At 66.2% G+C, this 16,497-nt stretch carries 14 protein-coding genes; 10 read left to right on the forward strand and 4 right to left on the reverse strand.

The genetic code is table 11. The features are described 5' to 3' along the window. Window positions 1-287: 287 nt before the first annotated feature. Window positions 288-2,300, reverse strand: a complete 2,013-nt coding sequence (locus tag CXQ90_RS08215) for a M3 family metallopeptidase (protein ID WP_104138365.1) — start codon at window positions 2,298-2,300, stop codon at window positions 288-290. A gap of 92 nt (window positions 2,301-2,392) precedes the next feature. On the opposite strand from CXQ90_RS08215, the gene CXQ90_RS08220 reads away from it, so the two are divergent. Further along, window positions 2,393-3,673, forward strand: coding sequence for a CapA family protein (locus CXQ90_RS08220; RefSeq protein WP_104138367.1), 1,281 nt, complete (start codon window positions 2,393-2,395; stop codon window positions 3,671-3,673). A 78-nt stretch (window positions 3,674-3,751) separates the two neighbouring features. On the opposite strand, the gene CXQ90_RS08225 is transcribed toward CXQ90_RS08220, so the two are convergent. Together CXQ90_RS08225 and CXQ90_RS08230 are read right to left on the reverse strand one after the other, a co-directional pair. Then, window positions 3,752-4,492, reverse strand: a complete 741-nt coding sequence (locus tag CXQ90_RS08225) for a type 1 glutamine amidotransferase (RefSeq protein ID WP_104138368.1) — start codon at window positions 4,490-4,492, stop codon at window positions 3,752-3,754. Continuing rightward, window positions 4,489-5,781 (reverse strand): Mur ligase family protein, encoded by a 1,293-nt coding sequence (locus CXQ90_RS08230; protein ID WP_104138370.1) that lies wholly within the window; start codon window positions 5,779-5,781, stop codon window positions 4,489-4,491. The genes CXQ90_RS08225 and CXQ90_RS08230 overlap by 4 nt, the downstream gene beginning before the upstream one ends. A gap of 91 nt (window positions 5,782-5,872) precedes the next feature. On the opposite strand from CXQ90_RS08230, the gene pdxT reads away from it, so the two are divergent. From pdxT to CXQ90_RS08275, 9 genes are all read left to right on the forward strand, one after another. After that, window positions 5,873-6,595 (forward strand): pyridoxal 5'-phosphate synthase glutaminase subunit PdxT, encoded by a 723-nt coding sequence (gene pdxT / locus CXQ90_RS08235; RefSeq protein ID WP_104138371.1) that lies wholly within the window; start codon window positions 5,873-5,875, stop codon window positions 6,593-6,595. 3 nt (window positions 6,596-6,598) lie between these two features. Next, window positions 6,599-7,354, forward strand: coding sequence for a YebC/PmpR family DNA-binding transcriptional regulator (locus CXQ90_RS08240; RefSeq protein WP_104138373.1), 756 nt, complete (start codon window positions 6,599-6,601; stop codon window positions 7,352-7,354). Window positions 7,355-7,388: 34 nt separating this feature from the next. Further along, window positions 7,389-7,967, forward strand: coding sequence for a crossover junction endodeoxyribonuclease RuvC (ruvC, locus tag CXQ90_RS08245; RefSeq protein ID WP_104138374.1), 579 nt, complete (start codon window positions 7,389-7,391; stop codon window positions 7,965-7,967). A gap of 80 nt (window positions 7,968-8,047) precedes the next feature. Further along, window positions 8,048-8,692, forward strand: a complete 645-nt coding sequence (gene ruvA, locus CXQ90_RS08250) for a Holliday junction branch migration protein RuvA (protein ID WP_104138376.1) — start codon at window positions 8,048-8,050, stop codon at window positions 8,690-8,692. After that, the gene (gene ruvB, locus CXQ90_RS08255; protein ID WP_104138377.1) at window positions 8,685-9,785 is read left to right on the forward strand and encodes a Holliday junction branch migration DNA helicase RuvB; all 1,101 of its coding nucleotides are present in this window, start codon (window positions 8,685-8,687) and stop codon (window positions 9,783-9,785) included. The genes ruvA and ruvB overlap by 8 nt, the downstream gene beginning before the upstream one ends. Before the next feature lie 235 nt (window positions 9,786-10,020). Then, window positions 10,021-10,407, forward strand: coding sequence for a preprotein translocase subunit YajC (gene yajC, locus CXQ90_RS08260; RefSeq protein WP_104138649.1), 387 nt, complete (start codon window positions 10,021-10,023; stop codon window positions 10,405-10,407). Window positions 10,408-10,514: 107 nt separating this feature from the next. After that, the gene (gene secD, locus CXQ90_RS08265) at window positions 10,515-12,272 is read left to right on the forward strand and encodes a protein translocase subunit SecD (RefSeq protein WP_104138379.1); all 1,758 of its coding nucleotides are present in this window, start codon (window positions 10,515-10,517) and stop codon (window positions 12,270-12,272) included. Further along, entirely contained in the window at window positions 12,272-13,291 is a 1,020-nt protein-coding gene (secF, locus tag CXQ90_RS08270) for a protein translocase subunit SecF (RefSeq protein ID WP_104138380.1), read from the forward strand. The genes secD and secF overlap by 1 nt, the downstream gene beginning before the upstream one ends. 134 nt (window positions 13,292-13,425) lie before the next feature. Then, on the forward strand, window positions 13,426-15,834 hold the full coding sequence (locus CXQ90_RS08275; protein ID WP_258064422.1) for a bifunctional (p)ppGpp synthetase/guanosine-3',5'-bis(diphosphate) 3'-pyrophosphohydrolase: 2,409 nt from the start codon (window positions 13,426-13,428) through the stop codon (window positions 15,832-15,834). Here the strand turns inward: CXQ90_RS08275 and CXQ90_RS08280 are convergent. Then, window positions 15,715-16,422, reverse strand: coding sequence for a type IV toxin-antitoxin system AbiEi family antitoxin (locus CXQ90_RS08280; RefSeq protein WP_146068862.1), 708 nt, complete (start codon window positions 16,420-16,422; stop codon window positions 15,715-15,717). The genes CXQ90_RS08275 and CXQ90_RS08280 overlap by 120 nt on opposite strands. Window positions 16,423-16,497: the final 75 nt, after the last annotated feature.

The raw sequence follows: 16,497 nt of genomic DNA on the forward strand, positions 1-16,497 counted from the left end.
GCCTGGGCGAAGCCATGGTGGGCATCAACGTGGACGAGATTCCGCAGCCCCACCGCCTCGCCGAGCGCGGCTGGTAGCTCGCACCGTTAGGTGCGCCGAACGGCGCGATCCTCTGCACGCTATTCCCCGTGCCCAGCTAAGGCCGCTTTGCGGCGAGCTGGGGCGCGGGGCCCCTTTTACGCGTGCTGCCGGATCCCACCGCTCGGCGCTTGGCGCTCCTGATTAGTAGGACGACGGCGAGTCACCTTTGGTGGGTGACTCGCCGTCGTCGTTTGCTTTTGGAGGAGTTACTCGAGGCCGCGGCGCTTGAGGAGCGGTTCCAGGGCTGCGTCCCGTCCCCGCAGGGTGCGGAACGACTCCAGGGGATCCTGGCTGTTGCCGCGGGACAGGAGCTCTCCGCGGAAGCGGTCCCCGTTGGCGCGGGTGAGTCCGCCGTTCTCGGTGAACCAGTCGACGGTTTCGGCGTCCAGCACCTCGCTCCAGATGTACGAGTAGTAGCCTGCCGCGTAGCCGTCGCCGGCGAAGATGTGCTGGAAGTACCCCGTGCGGTAGCGGGGCGGAATGAGCCTGTGGGCAACGCCGGCCGCCGCCAGCGCCTTGGCCTCGAACTCCAGGACATCCTGCGGGACGGTGCCGGCATCCAGCACATGCCAGGCCAGGTCCAGCAGCGCGGCTCCGAGGTACTCCGTGGTGGCGAAGCCCTCGCCCCAGAGCCTCGACTCGTTGAGCCGGTCCACCGTGTCCTGGGGGAGCAGCTCCCCGGTGGCGTGGTGGCGGGCGTAGTTGGCCAGGACCTCGGGCCACATGATCCACATTTCGTTAACCTGCGAGGGGTACTCCACGAAGTCGCGAGGCACCGACGTGCCGGAGAACCGCGGATAGGTGACGTCCGAGAAAAGCCCGTGCAGGGCGTGCCCGAATTCGTGGAACGCGGTCCGGACCTCGTCCAGCGTCAGCAGGGTGGGCTCACCGGCCGGCGGCTTGGAGATGTTCAGGTTGTTGATCACCACCGGTTTAGTGCCCAACAAGGCTGACTGCTCCACGAGGGAGTTCATCCAGGCGCCGCCCCGCTTCGATTCCCGGGTGTAGTAGTCGCCCAGGAACAGCCCCAGCTCCGTGCCGTCCTGGTTGCGGACTTCCCACACACGGACGTCCGGGTGGTAGCCGGCGAGGTCGCTCCGTTCATGGAAGGTGATGCCGTAAAGGGATGTAGCGGCGAAAAACACGCCGTCCACCAGCACCCGGTCCAGTTCGAAGAAGGGCCGGATTGCCTGTTCGTCCACCGCGTACCGCTCCCGCCGGACTTTCGCGGAGTAGTAGGCCCAGTCCCAGGCCTCCAGCGGGTGGCCGGCGCTTTCGGCCAAGGCGGCGGCCTCGGCGTCGGCGTTCCGGACTGCGGCAGGCGCCAGCCGGTTCAACATGGTCCGGACAGCCTCGAAGTCCGGTGCTGTCTGCCGGTCCACCACGAGTTCGGCATAGTTGGCAAAACCCAGCAGCGCGGCCTTCTCTGCGCGAAGCCGCACCATGGACTTCACAAGGTCGAGGACGTCCAGGTCACCCCCGCTGCTGCCCCGGGCGACGGACGCCTCATAGAGCCGGCGGCGGATTTCCCGGTTTTCCAGCGCAGCCAAGGCCGGCTGGTTGCTCGGCTGGATCAGCGTCAGCAGGAACTTCCCGTCGTGGCCGGCCACCCGGGCGGCTTCGGCGGCGCTGGCCACCTCATCCGCCGGCAGTCCGGCCAGTTCCCCGGCGTCATCCAGCAGGAGGGCCGCGGACTTCATACCTTCCTTGACCCGCTGCCCGAACTCTGTGCCAAGCCGCGAAAGCTCGGCGTTCAGGGACCTGAGTTTGTCCTGGCCCGGATCATCCAGCTGAATGCCCGACTGGCGGAATTCCTTGAGGTATTCCTCCACGAGCCGCGTGGACTCGGCGTCCAGTCCCTCGGCGCGGATGGCCGCGAACCGCTCGTAAAGCCCGCGGTTGAGGTACACGGCGTCCTGGTGGGCGGCAAAGCGTGGCGACAGCTCTGTTTCAAGGTCCCGGATGGCATCGGAGGCGTCAGCGGAAACCAGGGTGAAGAAGGACGCGGCGGCACGTTCCAGGAGCCGGCCCGACCGCTCCATCGCGAGGGCGGTGTTCTCGAACGTCGCCGGTTCCGGGTTGTCCACGATGGCCGCGATCTCGGACAGGTGCTCTGCGAGGCCGGCATCAACAGCCTCGGCGTAGTGGGCGTCAGTGATGTCTGCAAACGGAGGCAGGCCGAACGGAAGTGTGCTCGGGATCAGCAGCGGATTAGTCATGAAGCAACACTTTCATGCAGCAGACCGGCGCACAATCATGTCCGGCGTGTTTGGCTGCGCGTTCCGGCGGGACGTGGCCGTAGGATTGCGGAATGGGGAACATTCGCACCAGAATCGCTGGCCGTGCCGTCCGGACCGTCGCGGCGGCATCGCTCATCACAGCACTGGCGTCCTGCGGGGTCGTCGCGGAACAGGACGAGCCGGGGCAGGGCGGGCAGCCCACTGCCACCGCCTCGTCGGCAACACCTCCGGCGTCCTCGGCAGCGGCTGCCCCGGCCCCAACCGCGACGCCCGCTCCAACACCTGCCCCGACGCCCGGCGAGGGCCCTGCCTGCAAGGCGGTCAGGTGCACGTCCGTGCTGGTCACGGGCGACATGCTGGTCCATACCCAGCTGTGGGAGCAGGCGCGCGTCGACGCGCTGGCGGGCGGAGTCAAGGGGCTTGATTTCGGCCCCCTGCTCGAGGGCCAGCGGCGCTACATCCAGCAGAGTGACCTCGCCATTTGCCACCAGGAGACCCCGGTGGCCGTTCCGCAGGGCCCGTTCTCGGCCTACCCTTCCTTCAACGTCCCGCCGCAGATCATCGCCGCTTCGAAGGCCGTGGGCTACCGGGCCTGCACCACCGCCAGCAACCACACCATCGATCAGGGCACCGAAGGGCTCGTCCGGACTCTGGACGCTTTGGACGCCTCAGGTCTGGAGCACACGGGTTCCTACCGGACCGAGGCCGACTCCCAGGATGTCCTCATCATGCAGACCGACGCCGCGAAGATCGCCGTCGTTGAAGCGACTTACGGACTCAACGGGCAGATCCCGGAAGCGGAATGGCAGGTGGACATGCTGGACGCCCCCGCCATGATCGCCAAGGCAAAGAAAGCCAGGAAACTGGGGGCCGACATCGTGCTCGCCGCCATGCACGCCGGCGATGAATACGCCAGTGTACCGAATGCCCAGCAGCAGGAGCTGGCCCACGCCCTCGTGGACAGCGGCCAGTTCACCATGATCTACGGCCACCACACACACTCGGTGCTGCCCGTCGAAAAGTACAAAGGGACCTGGATTGTGTACGGCCTCGGCAACGGCGTGACCGAGCTGTCGCCCACCTACGTGGCGAACAACGAGGGCCTGCTGGTGCGGGCCCAGTTCAGCCAGGACGCCGCAGGCAAGTGGACGGCCTCGGACCTGGGCTGGGCCCCGTCCGTCATCGTGAACGCGCCCTACCGGTGGTGCTCCGTGGCTTCCGATGCGCCGCAGGGCGTCTGCGCCAGCCCCGCCGCGGACGCCGCGACGCGCGAGCGGACCAAGACGGTGGTGGAGTCGATGGGCGCCGCCGAGGCCGGCGCGCATGAGCTGCTGATCAGCAAGGAACGCTGACGGGCAACTGTCTCCCGCCCGGCAGCGGCACGGGGACGCCGGCAACGGCCGGCGGGCCGCTCCTGGCGCAGCTCGCTCCTAACGGGGCCGGCGGGCCGCGTGTTCCCTGGCCAGGACCGCATAGCGGTCATCGGGGCCGCCCGGCGTGAAACTCCCGTATTTGCGTTCGACGGCGGCCCGGATCAGGAAGTCGGCAATCGCCGGGTTCTTCGGGAGCAGGGAGCCGTGCAGGTAGCTCGCCACGATGTTGCGGTACCTGGCGCCCTCCTGGCCGTCGCTGCTGTTGTTGCCCGTCCCCTTGGGCACGGTGCCAAGCGGGGCCACGCCCGGGCCGAGGGTGGTCTGGCCGCTGTGGTTTTCGTAGCCCAGCACCTCGCCGAACTCAGCCGTGGTGACCTTGACGTTGCCGATCAGCCGTTCGTCCGTGCCGTGCGTTTCCACGTCAAGAACGCCAATGCCGGGAATGACCGAACCCGAGCGGGTCTTGAAGAAGCGCCCGAACAGCTGGTACGTCCCGCAGATCAGCAGCATGGGCGTGCCGTCCTCCGCGAGGCCCCGGAGGGTTTCCGCGCGGGCCTGCAGGTCCTCCTGGATGACCAGCTGCCCGCTGTCCTGTCCGCCGCCTCCGACAATAATGTCCACTTCGTCCGGGAATTCGTCGCCCACGTTGTACTCCAGCAGCTCCGGGGCGTAGCCGTGCCATTTCAGCCGCTGCTGCAGCACCAGCGCGTTGCCCCAGTCGCCGTAGATGTTCATGTCCCGCGGATAAAGCTGCAGAACCCTGATAGTTCCCTTGCTGGCTGACGTCCCGGGGGTCATGAGACCACCTCCACTGTGGTGATTTTGGAGAGCTCACGCCGGATGGCGAGCATGGCGGTGTAGGTGCAGAAAATGCGCTTCGGCTTGTCCTTGGCCGCGGCGATGAACGCGGCCAGGGCGGGCGCGATCTCGGTGTTCACGGCGCCGACGGCGACCTCGTCGTACTGCAGCCGCAGCGCCATGTCGTAGGCCCGGGAGCCGGTCACTTGGTCCACGCCCTCAGCGCGCAGGGACTCGAAGTCGACGTCCCACAGCCAGGACATGTCGCGTCCGTCCGCGTAGTTGTCATTGATCGCGATCATGGTGGCGTAGCCGCCGGCCGGGAACGACTTGAGGCCCAGCCGGAATCCGCTCGGGTTCTTGACCAGCACGAGGTCCAGGGGCAGGCCGTCGACGACGAGGCTTTCGCCGCGGCCGAAGGCCGGTGCCACCTGGGACAGCGCGGTCAGCAGGGTGGCGTGGTCGGCGGCGGCAGCGCCGCTGCCGCAGATACTGCGGGCCAGTGTCAGCGCCGCTGCTGCATTGAAGATGTTGTAGACGCCGCGGAGCTTCATCCCGGTGGTGACGGTGCCGCCGTCGTACTCAAAATCGGCGTTGTCCGGCCCCACCCGGCGGAGGACGACGTCGGCGTGCGGCTTTTGCTGTACCGGCGCCGGGGCTGGGCTGCCGGGGCCGGCGCGCAGTTCGTCGTCGTTGGGGAAGGTGCTCAGCAGCGAGTCGTCGAGGCCGAAGTAGCGGACGTCCGGCCCGTCCAGCGTGTCGGCGATGCGGGCCACCCGGGGATCCTCACGGTTGAGGACAACGGTGCCGGTGGTCTTGGAGGCGATGTGCTGCAGGAGCTGGGCGGTCTTGTCGATCTCGCCGAAGCGGTCCAGCTGGTCACGGAGAACGTTGAGCAACAGGCTGTAGCGCGGCGGGACCCGGTTGACGAAGTGCACGGCGTGGGCCTCGTCCAGTTCCAGTACGGCGATGTCGGCGTCGAGCCGTCCGCGCCAGTCGACCTCGCCGAGCAGGGCGGCGGCGACGCCCCGGGTGAAATTGCTGCCGGTGCGGTTGGTGAAGACCTTCAGGCCCTGGCTTTCCAGCAGTTCCACCACCATCTTGGTGGTGGTGGTCTTGCCATTGGTGCCGCTCACTACGGCTACACCGTGGGGGAGCGTGGACAGAGTCCGCTGCATGAAGCCCGGGTCGATTTTCTCGACCACGAGCCCGGGTAGCGCGGAGCCTCCGCCCCTGAGCCGGGAGACCCGGCGGACGAGCTTGCCGAGCGGAACACTGAAGGAAAACATGCTCTGTAATATATCCCAGTAGCGGCATGCGATGAGGCGGGCAGGGGCCAGCGGGGACGCCGGCCGGCGCCCGGGACACTATGCTGTTTGGATGACCAATCCCCTTTCCACCGCGCCTCCGCGCGCTCGTGCAGGTGCCGGTTCGGGCCTGCGCATTGGCGTACTGACGCTGCAGGGCGACTTCCGCGAGCACCTTCGGGCCGTCGAAGCGGCCGGCGCAACCGGCGTCGGTATCCGGCGCCCTGCCGAACTCCACGACCTGGACGGAATTATTATTCCCGGCGGTGAATCCACCACCATTGACAAGCTGGCGCGTGCCTTTGAACTGGCGGATCCGCTGCGGCAGCGCATCGCTGACGGGCTGCCCGTGTATGGTTCCTGCGCCGGGATGATCCTGCTCGCCCACGATATCGCCGATCCCGCCACGGACCTCGCCGGAAACCCGCAGCAGACCTTCGGCGGCCTGGACATCACCGTCCGGCGCAACGCGTTCGGCCGCCAGCGCGAATCGTTCGAAACCGACCTCGACTTTAAAGGCCTGGATTTCAGCGCCACTGAAGCGGGGGTCGCGCCGGTGCATGCGGTGTTCATCCGCGGACCATGGGTGGAGCGCGTGGGGCCCGGCGTCGAGGTGCTTGCCCAGGTGGAACCGGCGGATCCCTCGCATGCATCCCACGCCGCCCATCTGCAGGGGACGGCTAGAATTGTTGCAGTGCGTTCCGGCCACCTGCTGGCCACCTCCTTCCACCCGGAAGTGACAGGGGAGAAACGCGTACACGAACTTTTTATTCGAATGATCAGAGGAGAAGCGTAAAGCATGTCAGGCCACTCCAAATGGGCAACGACCAAGCACAAGAAGGCCATCCTTGATAGCCGCCGGGCAAAGTCGTTCGCCAAGCTGATCAAGAACATCGAAGTCGCTGCCCGGATGGGCGGCCCGGACCTGGCCGGCAACCCCAGCCTGGAGCTCGCCGTCACCAAGGCGAAGAAGACCTCGGTCCCGGCCGACAACATCGACCGTGCCATCAAGCGCGGCGCAGGCCTCACCGGCGAAGTCGTGGACTACACGGAAATCATGTACGAATGCCGCGGCCCGCAGGGTTCGGCGCTGCTTATCGAATGCCTCACGGACAACAAGAACCGTGCTGCATCCGAGGTCCGCCTCGCCATTTCCCGCAACGGCGGCACCATCGCCGATCCCGGTTCCGTCAGCTACCTCTTCTCCCGCAAGGGCGTGGTCACCCTGCCCAAGAACGGCCTCAGCGAGGACGACGTCCTGATGGCGGTGCTCGACGCCGGTGCCGAGGAAGTCAAGGACAACGGCGACACCTTTGAAATCCACTCGGACCCGAAGGACCTCCAGGCAGTCCGCGACGCCCTCAAGGAAGCCGGGATCGACTACGACACCGACGAGGCCGAATTCGTCCCCTCCATGGAGGTGCCGCTCGACCTGGATGCCGCCAAGAAGTTCATGAAGCTCGTGGACGCGCTGGAAGACCTCGACGACGTCCAGAACGTCTATAGCAACGCCGATCTCAGCGACGAAGTGCAGGCCGCACTGGAAGCCGAGTGATCCCGCAGTGCTGCTGTGATTTTGAGGCCCGGCCTTGACCCTGCGTGTGTTGGGCGTCGACCCGGGCCTCACCCGTTGCGGCATCGGCGTGGTGGACGTCGAGAAGAACCGCCGCGCCACCATGGTGGCGGTCGGCGTGGTGGGCACGTCCCCCGAGGAGTCGCTGGACCAGCGCCTGCTGGTCATCGCCCTCGCCATTGACGACTGGCTTGACCGCTACGAGCCGCACGTGCTGGCGGTGGAGCGTGTTTTCTCCCAGTTGAACGTCAGCACGGTAATGGGTGTGGCCCAAGCGTCCGGGGTCGTCATCGCTGCAGCCGCCCGGCGGGGGATACCGGTGGCGCTGCACACGCCGTCGGAAGTTAAAGCGGCCGTGACCGGCAGCGGTAACTCGAATAAGGACGCCGTCACCAAACTGGTGACCAAGATTCTCCGGCTCGACGCCCCGCCGCGTCCGGCCGATGCCGCGGACGCCCTCGCCCTTGCCATCACCCACGCGTGGCGGGCGGGCAGTGGGGCGGCGGTGGCCACCACCGGACCGGGATCGCAGTCACTGACACCGGCCCAGCGCGCCTGGGCCGAGGCCGAGGCAAAGGCGCGCCGTGCGCGCTGATTGTCCGCGGCCCTTGCTAGGGTATTCGTAGATATGTTCGGATAGTCGGTCTTTGCCGGCGGTAGTTCAGGAGCCCGGCCTTGATAAGTTTTCTCCGCGGAACCGTAGCGCACGTTGGCCTGTCCACCGCTGTGATCGATCTCAACGGTGCCGGCATGAGCGTTCACGCCACGCCGCAGACCCTCAGCAAGCTGCGGACCGGCGAGGAGGGCAAGCTGTTCACGTCCCTCATAGTCCGGGAGGACTCGCTGACGCTGTTCGGATTCGCCTCCGATGATGAACGGGAGGTCTTCGACGTCCTCCTCAGTGTCAGCGGCGTTGGCCCCCGGCTCGCGCTGGCCGTCCTGGCTGTCCATGATCCCGAAGCGATCCGCGTGGCGGCCCACACCGGCGACAGCAAGACGTTCACCAAGGTCCCCGGCATCGGCCCGAAGGTTGGCGCCCGCATCGTCCTGGAACTGGCCGGAAAGCTGGTTCCGCACGGAACCCCCGCAGCAGCCGCCCCCGCCGCCTCCGCCGAATCGGTCTGGAAGCCGCAGGTGGTGGCGGCCATGACCAGTCTCGGCTGGTCCGAGAAGGACGCCACCGGCAGCATCGACAAGGCACTGGCCGATTCCCCGGACCTTGCAGACCAGGGAAACGTCGCCGAGATCCTGCGCACCACGCTGCGTTGGCTCGGCCAGGACGGCGCCCGCGCCGGCAACCGGGTAGGCAGCCGTGGCTGAACCGTCCCTCGTTGCCGGGGGAGAAGAGCCGGAGGAGCGGGCCATCGAGGCCGCCCTTCGGCCGAAGAACCTCCACGACTTCGTTGGCCAGCACCGGGTCCGCAAACAGCTGTCCCTGGTGCTGCAGGCCTCCCGGATGCGGGGGCGCAGTGCGGACCACGTGCTTTTTTCCGGTCCGCCCGGACTCGGTAAGACCACCCTGGCCATGATCGTGGCGGCCGAAATGAACGCGCCGCTGCGCATCAGCAGCGGCCCTGCCATCCAGCACGCCGGGGATCTTGCCGCCATCCTCTCTTCCCTTTCCGAGGGCGAGGTCCTCTTCCTCGACGAAATCCACCGGATGTCCCGCCCTGCCGAGGAAATGCTCTACATGGCCATGGAGGACTTCCGGGTGGACATTGTGGTGGGCAAAGGCGCGGGGGCAACGGCAATACCGCTTGAGCTGCCGCCGTTCACACTCGTCGGCGCCACAACCCGCGCCGGGCTCCTGCCCGGGCCCCTGCGCGACCGCTTCGGTTTCACCGGGCACCTCGAGTTCTATTCCGTGGAGGAGCTTGAGCTCGTCCTACGCCGGTCAGCCGGGCTCCTTGACCTGAAAGTGAACTCGGCGGGTTTCAGCGAAATAGCGGGCAGGTCCCGCGGCACTCCGCGTATCGCCAACCGGCTGCTGAGGCGGGTTCGGGACTGGGCCCTGGTGCACGGCATCGAACAGATCGACGCCAGGTCAGCGTCGGCCGCGCTGGACATGTACGAGGTGGACAAGCGCGGCCTGGACCGCCTGGACCGCGCGGTGCTGGAAGCGCTGATAACCAAGTTCGGCGGCGGCCCCGTGGGCCTGTCTACGCTGGCCATTGCCGTCGGCGAAGAACCGGAGACCGTCGAGACCGTTGCCGAGCCGTATCTGGTCCGGGAGGGGCTGCTCGGCCGGACGCCCCGGGGCCGCATTGCCATGGCGCCGGCATGGACCCACCTGGGCTTCGCAGTTCCTTCCGGCGTGTTCGGGCAGGAACCCCTGGACGTGTTCGCTGTTGACGAACTCGCCGGGGATACGGGCGCAGAGACCGAATCGCAATGGATTCCGAACAGCCACTAGCACCGTTGCAGGCTGTTTCCCTCTAGACTGGAAGAACGCTCGGCACCTCCGGGCTTTGTTTCCGTGGCTGGCGCCAGCCAGCCGTCCGTCGCCAGTCATGCGTGTCTGGGCCGACACCCGCGGTGCAAAGCGGATGTTGCTGTCAACCAGCTACGCAAGTACAGAATGGAACTTCCCTGTGTTCGGACATATTACTGCCCAGGCCCAGCCGCAGGCCGGCGGCGGCATCGACATCATGACCATCCTGCTGTTCGTCATGCTTGGCATCTTCATCTTCATGATGTTTCGCCGGAATAAGAAGACCCAGCAGCAGCAGGCCACGCTCCAGTCGCAGTTTGCCCCGGGAGTTGAAGTCATGACCAGCTTTGGCCTCTTCGGCCGCATTGTGTCGATCGATGACGAAGACAACAAGGTTGTTCTGGAACTCTCACCCGGCAACCTGGCCACCGTCCACCGCCAGGCCGTCACCAAGATCGTGGAGCCCACCGCCGCCGAGGCGACCGCCGTTCCCGATGACGCATCGTCACTGACGGCGGAGGAGCACGGAAGTGCCCCGGCCGGCAACGAGACGCCGGATGAAACCCTGAAGCGCCTCAATGACGAGGGCAAAAAGGACATCTAGTCCGCCGTCGCGGCCCGCTGGGCACCACCATCTACGGCTGCGGGCTGCCGCCGGCGCGGGTCACACCCGCACCGGCGGCTTCTCCGTAATTAATAGAAAGATCGACAATGGCACGAACTGGCCGCAATAAACCATCCCTCCGGGTGTTGGTCTGGCTTGGCGTAATTCTGGCTGTGCTGACGGCCGTCCTTGCGGGCGGCACCATGGCCGGAAAGGCAAGCTGGGCTCCGAAGCTTGCGCTGGACCTTGAGGGCGGTACCCAGATGATCCTGGCGCCCAAGGTCGAGGGTGGTTCCGACATCAACGAGGAACAGCTCAACCAGGCGGTGGCGATCATCCGCCAGCGCGTGGACGGTTCCGGCGTGGCAGAAGCTGAAATCAGCACCCAGTCGGGCCGCAACGTGGTGGTCAGCCTCCCCGGTACTCCCTCTTCGGAGACCCGCGCCCTGATCCAGGCGTCCGCGGACATGAACTTCCGCCCGGTTCTGGTCACAGGACCCGGTGCGGCTGTTCCCGCAGAGTCCCGCACACCGGCAGCACAGCTGCCCAAGCCGACGGCCAAGCCTACGAACGGCAGCGACACCAACTGGATCACGGCAGACGTCCAGAAGCAGTTCGAGGCGCTCGACTGCGACAAGCCGGCGCAGGACAAGCAGGAGCGCTCCGACCCTGCCAAGCCGCTGGTGACCTGTGAGCCCGCCACCGACCAGACTCCCGCGATCAAGTACATCCTTGGTCCCGTGGAGGTCAAGGGTGTCGAGATCCAGGGGTCCACGTTCCAGCTCCAGCAGGGTGCCCAGGGCGCCGTCACCAACGAGTGGGCCGTCAACATCCAGTTCAACGGCGAAGGGACGGCCAAGTTCAAGACCGTCACCGAGCGCCTGAATCAGTTCTACGTGGCCGCCGGCGGCGAAGCCGGCTCGGATCCGAAGTCGCAGTTCGCCATTGTCCTGGACGATCAGGTCATCTCCGCCCCGCGGTCGCAGGCGGTCATTACCGACGGCCGCCCGCAGATCACCGGCGGGTTCACCGAGCAGTCGGCCAAGGCCCTCTCCGACCAGCTGCGATTCGGTGCCCTGCCGATCAGCTTCGACATCCAGAGCGAGCAGCAGATCTCGGCGACCCTCGGCGGCGAGCAGCTCCGCATGGGCCTGCTTGCAGGCCTCATCGGACTCCTGCTGGTGGTGGTGTATTCCCTGTTCCAGTACCGTGCCCTGGGCTTTGTCACCATCGCCTCCCTCGTGGTGGCAGGTGCGTTGACGTATCTGGCCATCGCCATCCTTGGCTGGACGGAAAACTACCGCCTATCCCTCGCCGGCGTGGCCGGCATCATCGTCGCGATCGGTCAGACGGCGGACTCGTTTATTGTGTACTTCGAACGCATCCGCGACGAACTCCGTGAAGGCCGCGGCCTAGTCTCGGCCGTCGAGAACGGCTGGAAGCGGGCCAAGCGAACGGTGCTGGCCTCCAAGGCTGTCAACCTCCTTGCCGCGCTGGTTCTGTACTTCGTGGCCGTGGGCAACGTGCGGGGCTTTGCCTTCACGCTGGGCCTGACGGCACTTGCCGACCTCCTCGTCGTGTTCATGTTCACGCACCCGATGCTGCGGCAGTTGGCCCGCACCCGGTTCTTCGGTGAAGGCCACAAACTCTCGGGCCTCGATCCCGAGAGCCTCGGTGCGGTGCCGCTCTACCGTGGCGCCGGCAGGCTCCGCAGCCCGGAGGACAAGCCGTCCGTGGTGCGTGCAAAGAACACCGGTGCCGCTGCTGAAGCGGAGCGCAGGATGACCATCGCTGAACGCCGCCGCGCGGAACAGCAGGAGCAGCTCGCGGGTTCCTCCAAGGGCCCGGCCAAGGAGGGCAAGTAATGTCCAGTTTTGCGAAATTCGGTAACGAGCTCTACACGGGCAGGCGTTCCTACGACTTCGTCGGCAAGAAGAAGATCTGGTTCCTCATTGCCCTCGTCGCCGTCGCCCTGTCCATCCTGATTCCGGTCGTCAAGGGCGGGTTCAACCTCGGCATTGAATTCCGGGGCGGCTCCGAGTTCACCGTCTCCAACGTCAAGACCACCGATGCGTCCTTGGGCGAAAAGGCTGTGCACGACGTCGTTGCCGGAAGCGTGCCGCGCGTGGCAAATGTCGCCGGCACCACCATGCGCATCCAGACAGACAAGCTCACCGACGACGAGACCATCAAGATCAAAGAGGGCCTGACGTCGGCTTACGGCGTCACGGACAACGAGGTGACTTCCACCTTCGTGGGCCCGACCTGGGGTGCCGACGTCACCAAGCAGGCCCTGATCGGCCTGGTGGTTTTCGTGGCCTTGGCGACGGTCCTGATGGCCCTGTATTTCCGGACCTGGAAGATGTCGCTCTCCGCGATCGCTGGCATGCTGGTGACGATGTTCATCACGGCCGGCGTCTATGCGCTGAGTGATTTCGAGGTCACACCCTCGGCGATCATCGGATTCCTGACCGTGCTGAGCTATTCGCTGTACGACACCGTGGTGGTGTTCGACAAGATCCGCGAGAACACGGCAGATCTTGATACGTCCACCCGCCGCACGTTCGGCGAAGAGGTCAACCTGGCCGTCAACCAGACCCTGGTGCGTTCCATCAACACCATGATGGTGGCCATCCTGCCGGTGGGGGCGATCCTGTTCATCGGTGCGGGCCTGCTCGGTGCAGGTACCCTGCGCGACCTGTCGCTGGCCCTCTTCGTGGGGATTCTCATCGGCACCGCGGCGACCATCTTCATCGCGGCGCCCATGTACGCCTGGCTGCGGCAGAACGAACCGCCCCTGGTCAAGCAGGCCCAGCGCGTGGAGCACCGCCGTGCGGACACCGCGGCCAAGGGCGCGGCCTCCGTGCAGCCCGCACAGGCATAGCAAGCACCATCCCGCGCCGGATGCCGTCATCATGACGGCATCCGGCTTTTTGCGTCGAAGCCCCCGGCCATCGGACGGGGCCGGTTATCGAACACGACCGCGGCGGGAATAGACTGGGATAATTAAACGGGTTGATGAGGGGTGCTTCATTGGAAGAGGGTTCGACGTCGGCTCCAGCAGCGGCCGGGGACAACGGTCCGGGCCAGGGTCCGCAGACTGGTCTGGTTGCTGACGGACGCCCCGGGCCGGGGGTTCCGGTGGACAATTCGGGTGTCCGCCCCACGTTTCCCGGGCGGCGCGAGCGCACGCGGTCCCGGCTGGCGAGGCTGACAGGCCGGAGCACCGCGACCTATTCGCCCATCCTTGAGCCCTTGCTGCGGACAGTCCGGGCGAACAACCCCAAAGAGGACTTCGACCTGATTCAGCGTGCCTTTGTGGTCGCTGAACAAAGTCACCGCGGCCAGAAGCGCAAGAGCGGCGATCCCTACATCACCCACCCAGTGGCCGTGGCAACCATCCTCGCGGAACTGGGACTCAGCGGGACCACACTCGCCGCGGCGCTGCTCCATGACACTGTCGAGGACACCCCTTACACGCTGGCCGACCTGAAGGCGGACTTCGGCCCGGAAGTGGCCATGCTGGTAGATGGCGTGACCAAGCTGGACAAGGTCAGCTTCGGCGAGGCCGCCCAGTCCGAGACGGTCCGCAAGATGGTCGTGGCCATGGCCAAGGACATCCGTGTCCTCATGATCAAGCTGGCCGACCGGCTCCACAACGCGAGGACCTGGCGATTCGTCTCCGCGGAGTCCTCGGCCCGGAAGGCCCGCGAAACACTCGAGATCTTCGCCCCGCTGGCCCACCGGCTCGGCATGAACACGATCAAGTGGGAGCTGGAGGACCTGTCCTTCGCTGCGCTTTACCCCAAGGTGTACGAGGAAATCGTGCGCATGGTGGGCGACCGCACGCCGGAACGTGAAAAGAGCCTCAGCGTTATACGCAACCAGATCGCGGATGACCTGCGCACGGCCCGGATCAAGGCCACCATCACCGGCCGGCCCAAGCACTACTACTCGATCTACCAGAAGATGATCGTCCGGGACAAGGACTTCGACGACATCAACGACCTCATGGGCGTGCGCGTCCTGGTGGACTCCGTCCGCGACTGTTACGCGGCCCTTGGAACTCTGCATTCGCGGTGGAACCCCCTGCCGGGGCGGTTCAAGGACTACATCGCCATGCCCAAGTTCAACATGTACCAGTCCCTGCACACCACGGTGATCGGCCCGGGCGGCAAGCCGGTGGAGATCCAGATCCGAACGCATGAGATGCACCGGCGCGCAGAGTACGGCGTGGCAGCCCACTGGAAGTACAAGGACCAGCCGAACCGCACGGCCACGGGACCGGGCAGCCCGCGCGACGGCGACATGGGCTGGCTCCGCTCCCTGGTGGACTGGCAGCAGGAAACGTCCGATCCCGGCGAATTCCTCGATTCGCTCCGGTTCGAAATCAACGCCCGTGAAGTCTTCGTTTTCACGCCCAAGGGCGAGGTCATGGCGCTTCCGGCCGGTTCCACCCCCGTGGATTTTGCCTATGCGGTGCACACCGAGGTGGGCCACCGGACCATCGGGGCCAGGGTCAACGGAAAGCTGGTCCCGCTCAACAGCGAACTCAACCACGGCGACTGGGTGGAGATTTTCACGTCCAAGGCCGAAGGGGCCGGGCCGAGCCAGGACTGGCAGCATTTCGTCAAGAGCGCCCGTGCGCGGAACAAGATCCGCCAGTGGTTCAGCAAGGAACGGCGCGAAGAGGCGATCGACCGCGGCAAGGAGTTGCTGACCCGCGCCATGCGGAAGCAGAACCTTCCGCTGCAGCGCCTGATGACGCACGACGCCCTCGCCGCCGTTGCGGAGGACTTCAAGTACGTCGACATCTCTGGCCTCTACGCCGGCGTCGGGGACGGGCATACGTCTGCCCAGTCCGTCATGGAAAAGCTCATCGAGAGCCTGGGCGGGAACGAAACGCCCGACGACGACCTCACCGAGGTCAGCATTCCCACCCAGGTCAGCAAGGCCCGCTTCTCGGACTCCGGAGTGGTGGTCCGCGGCGTGGGCGACGTCTGGGTCAAACTGGCACGCTGCTGCACCCCTGTGCCGCCGGACCCGATCCTCGGCTTCGTTACCCGCGGCTCGGGTGTCTCCGTGCACCGGACTGACTGCACCAACGTTTCCGGGCTGAAGGACCAGCCTGACAGGATCGTCGACGTCGATTGGGCCCCGACGCAGTCGAGCGTGTTCCTCGTGGAGATCCAGGTGGAGGCGCTGGACAGGAAATCCCTGCTGTCCGACGTCACGCGAATCCTTTCCGAGAACCACGTCAACATCCTCGCCGCCAGTGTTCATACGTCGACCGACCGGGTGGCCATCTCAAAATTTGCCTTCGAGATGGGCGACCCCAAGTACCTGAGCCACGTGCTGAGCGCCGTCCGGCGAATCGACGGCGTGTTCGACGTCTACCGGACCACAGGTAACCGCCGGAGGAGCTAGCAGCGCCAGCTTTTCCAGCGCCGCGTGCTTGTGGGGGAGCCGGGGCGTCGCTTCCACGGCCAGGGTCAGGAGCCGCAGCCGGACATCGAGTTCGGGCCTGTCAAGCATTTTGCGCAGGGCCGGAACTGCGCGCTCCGCCTCAACGTGCAGGGCGATATCCAGGGCTGTCCGCAGCGGGCTTGAGACCATCAGCCCGCCCAGGCTCACGACATCGAAGGGGCCGAGCCTGATCTCATGGAGCGTACACCCCCTGGTGGACCGCAGGCTCGAAATGCGGCGCTTGACGTCCACCAGCAGGGCTAGGCGGTCCGGTTCGCGCGCGCAGCCGTAGATCCAGGCGGCCGTCATGCGGCCGGCCACGACCCGCTGCCGTATGGCAGGTGGCACGGCGAACGCGGCGGCGCGCGCCCGCAGCTGCGGGGATGCGACGATGCCCGGGACGGTGTAGCCGTGCTGGTAGAGCTGCGCCAGCACGCCGTCGGCCGCCATGGACTGCAGTTCCGGCCAGGAAAACAACGGGCCCGGGGCATAGAGGTCCAGAAGCTGCGCGGGGGACTCGGGGGCGGCGCGCCCGGAAAATGCTGCCATTAAGCCATCCTGCCGGAACGGCGCAAAACGAGTACAGGCCCCGTCCCGGCTATGTGGATAACCGGTGCGGGGCCT

It is taken from the genome of Arthrobacter sp. ZGTC131, from assembly GCF_002929275.1.
Lineage (GTDB): Bacteria > Actinomycetota > Actinomycetes > Actinomycetales > Micrococcaceae > Arthrobacter.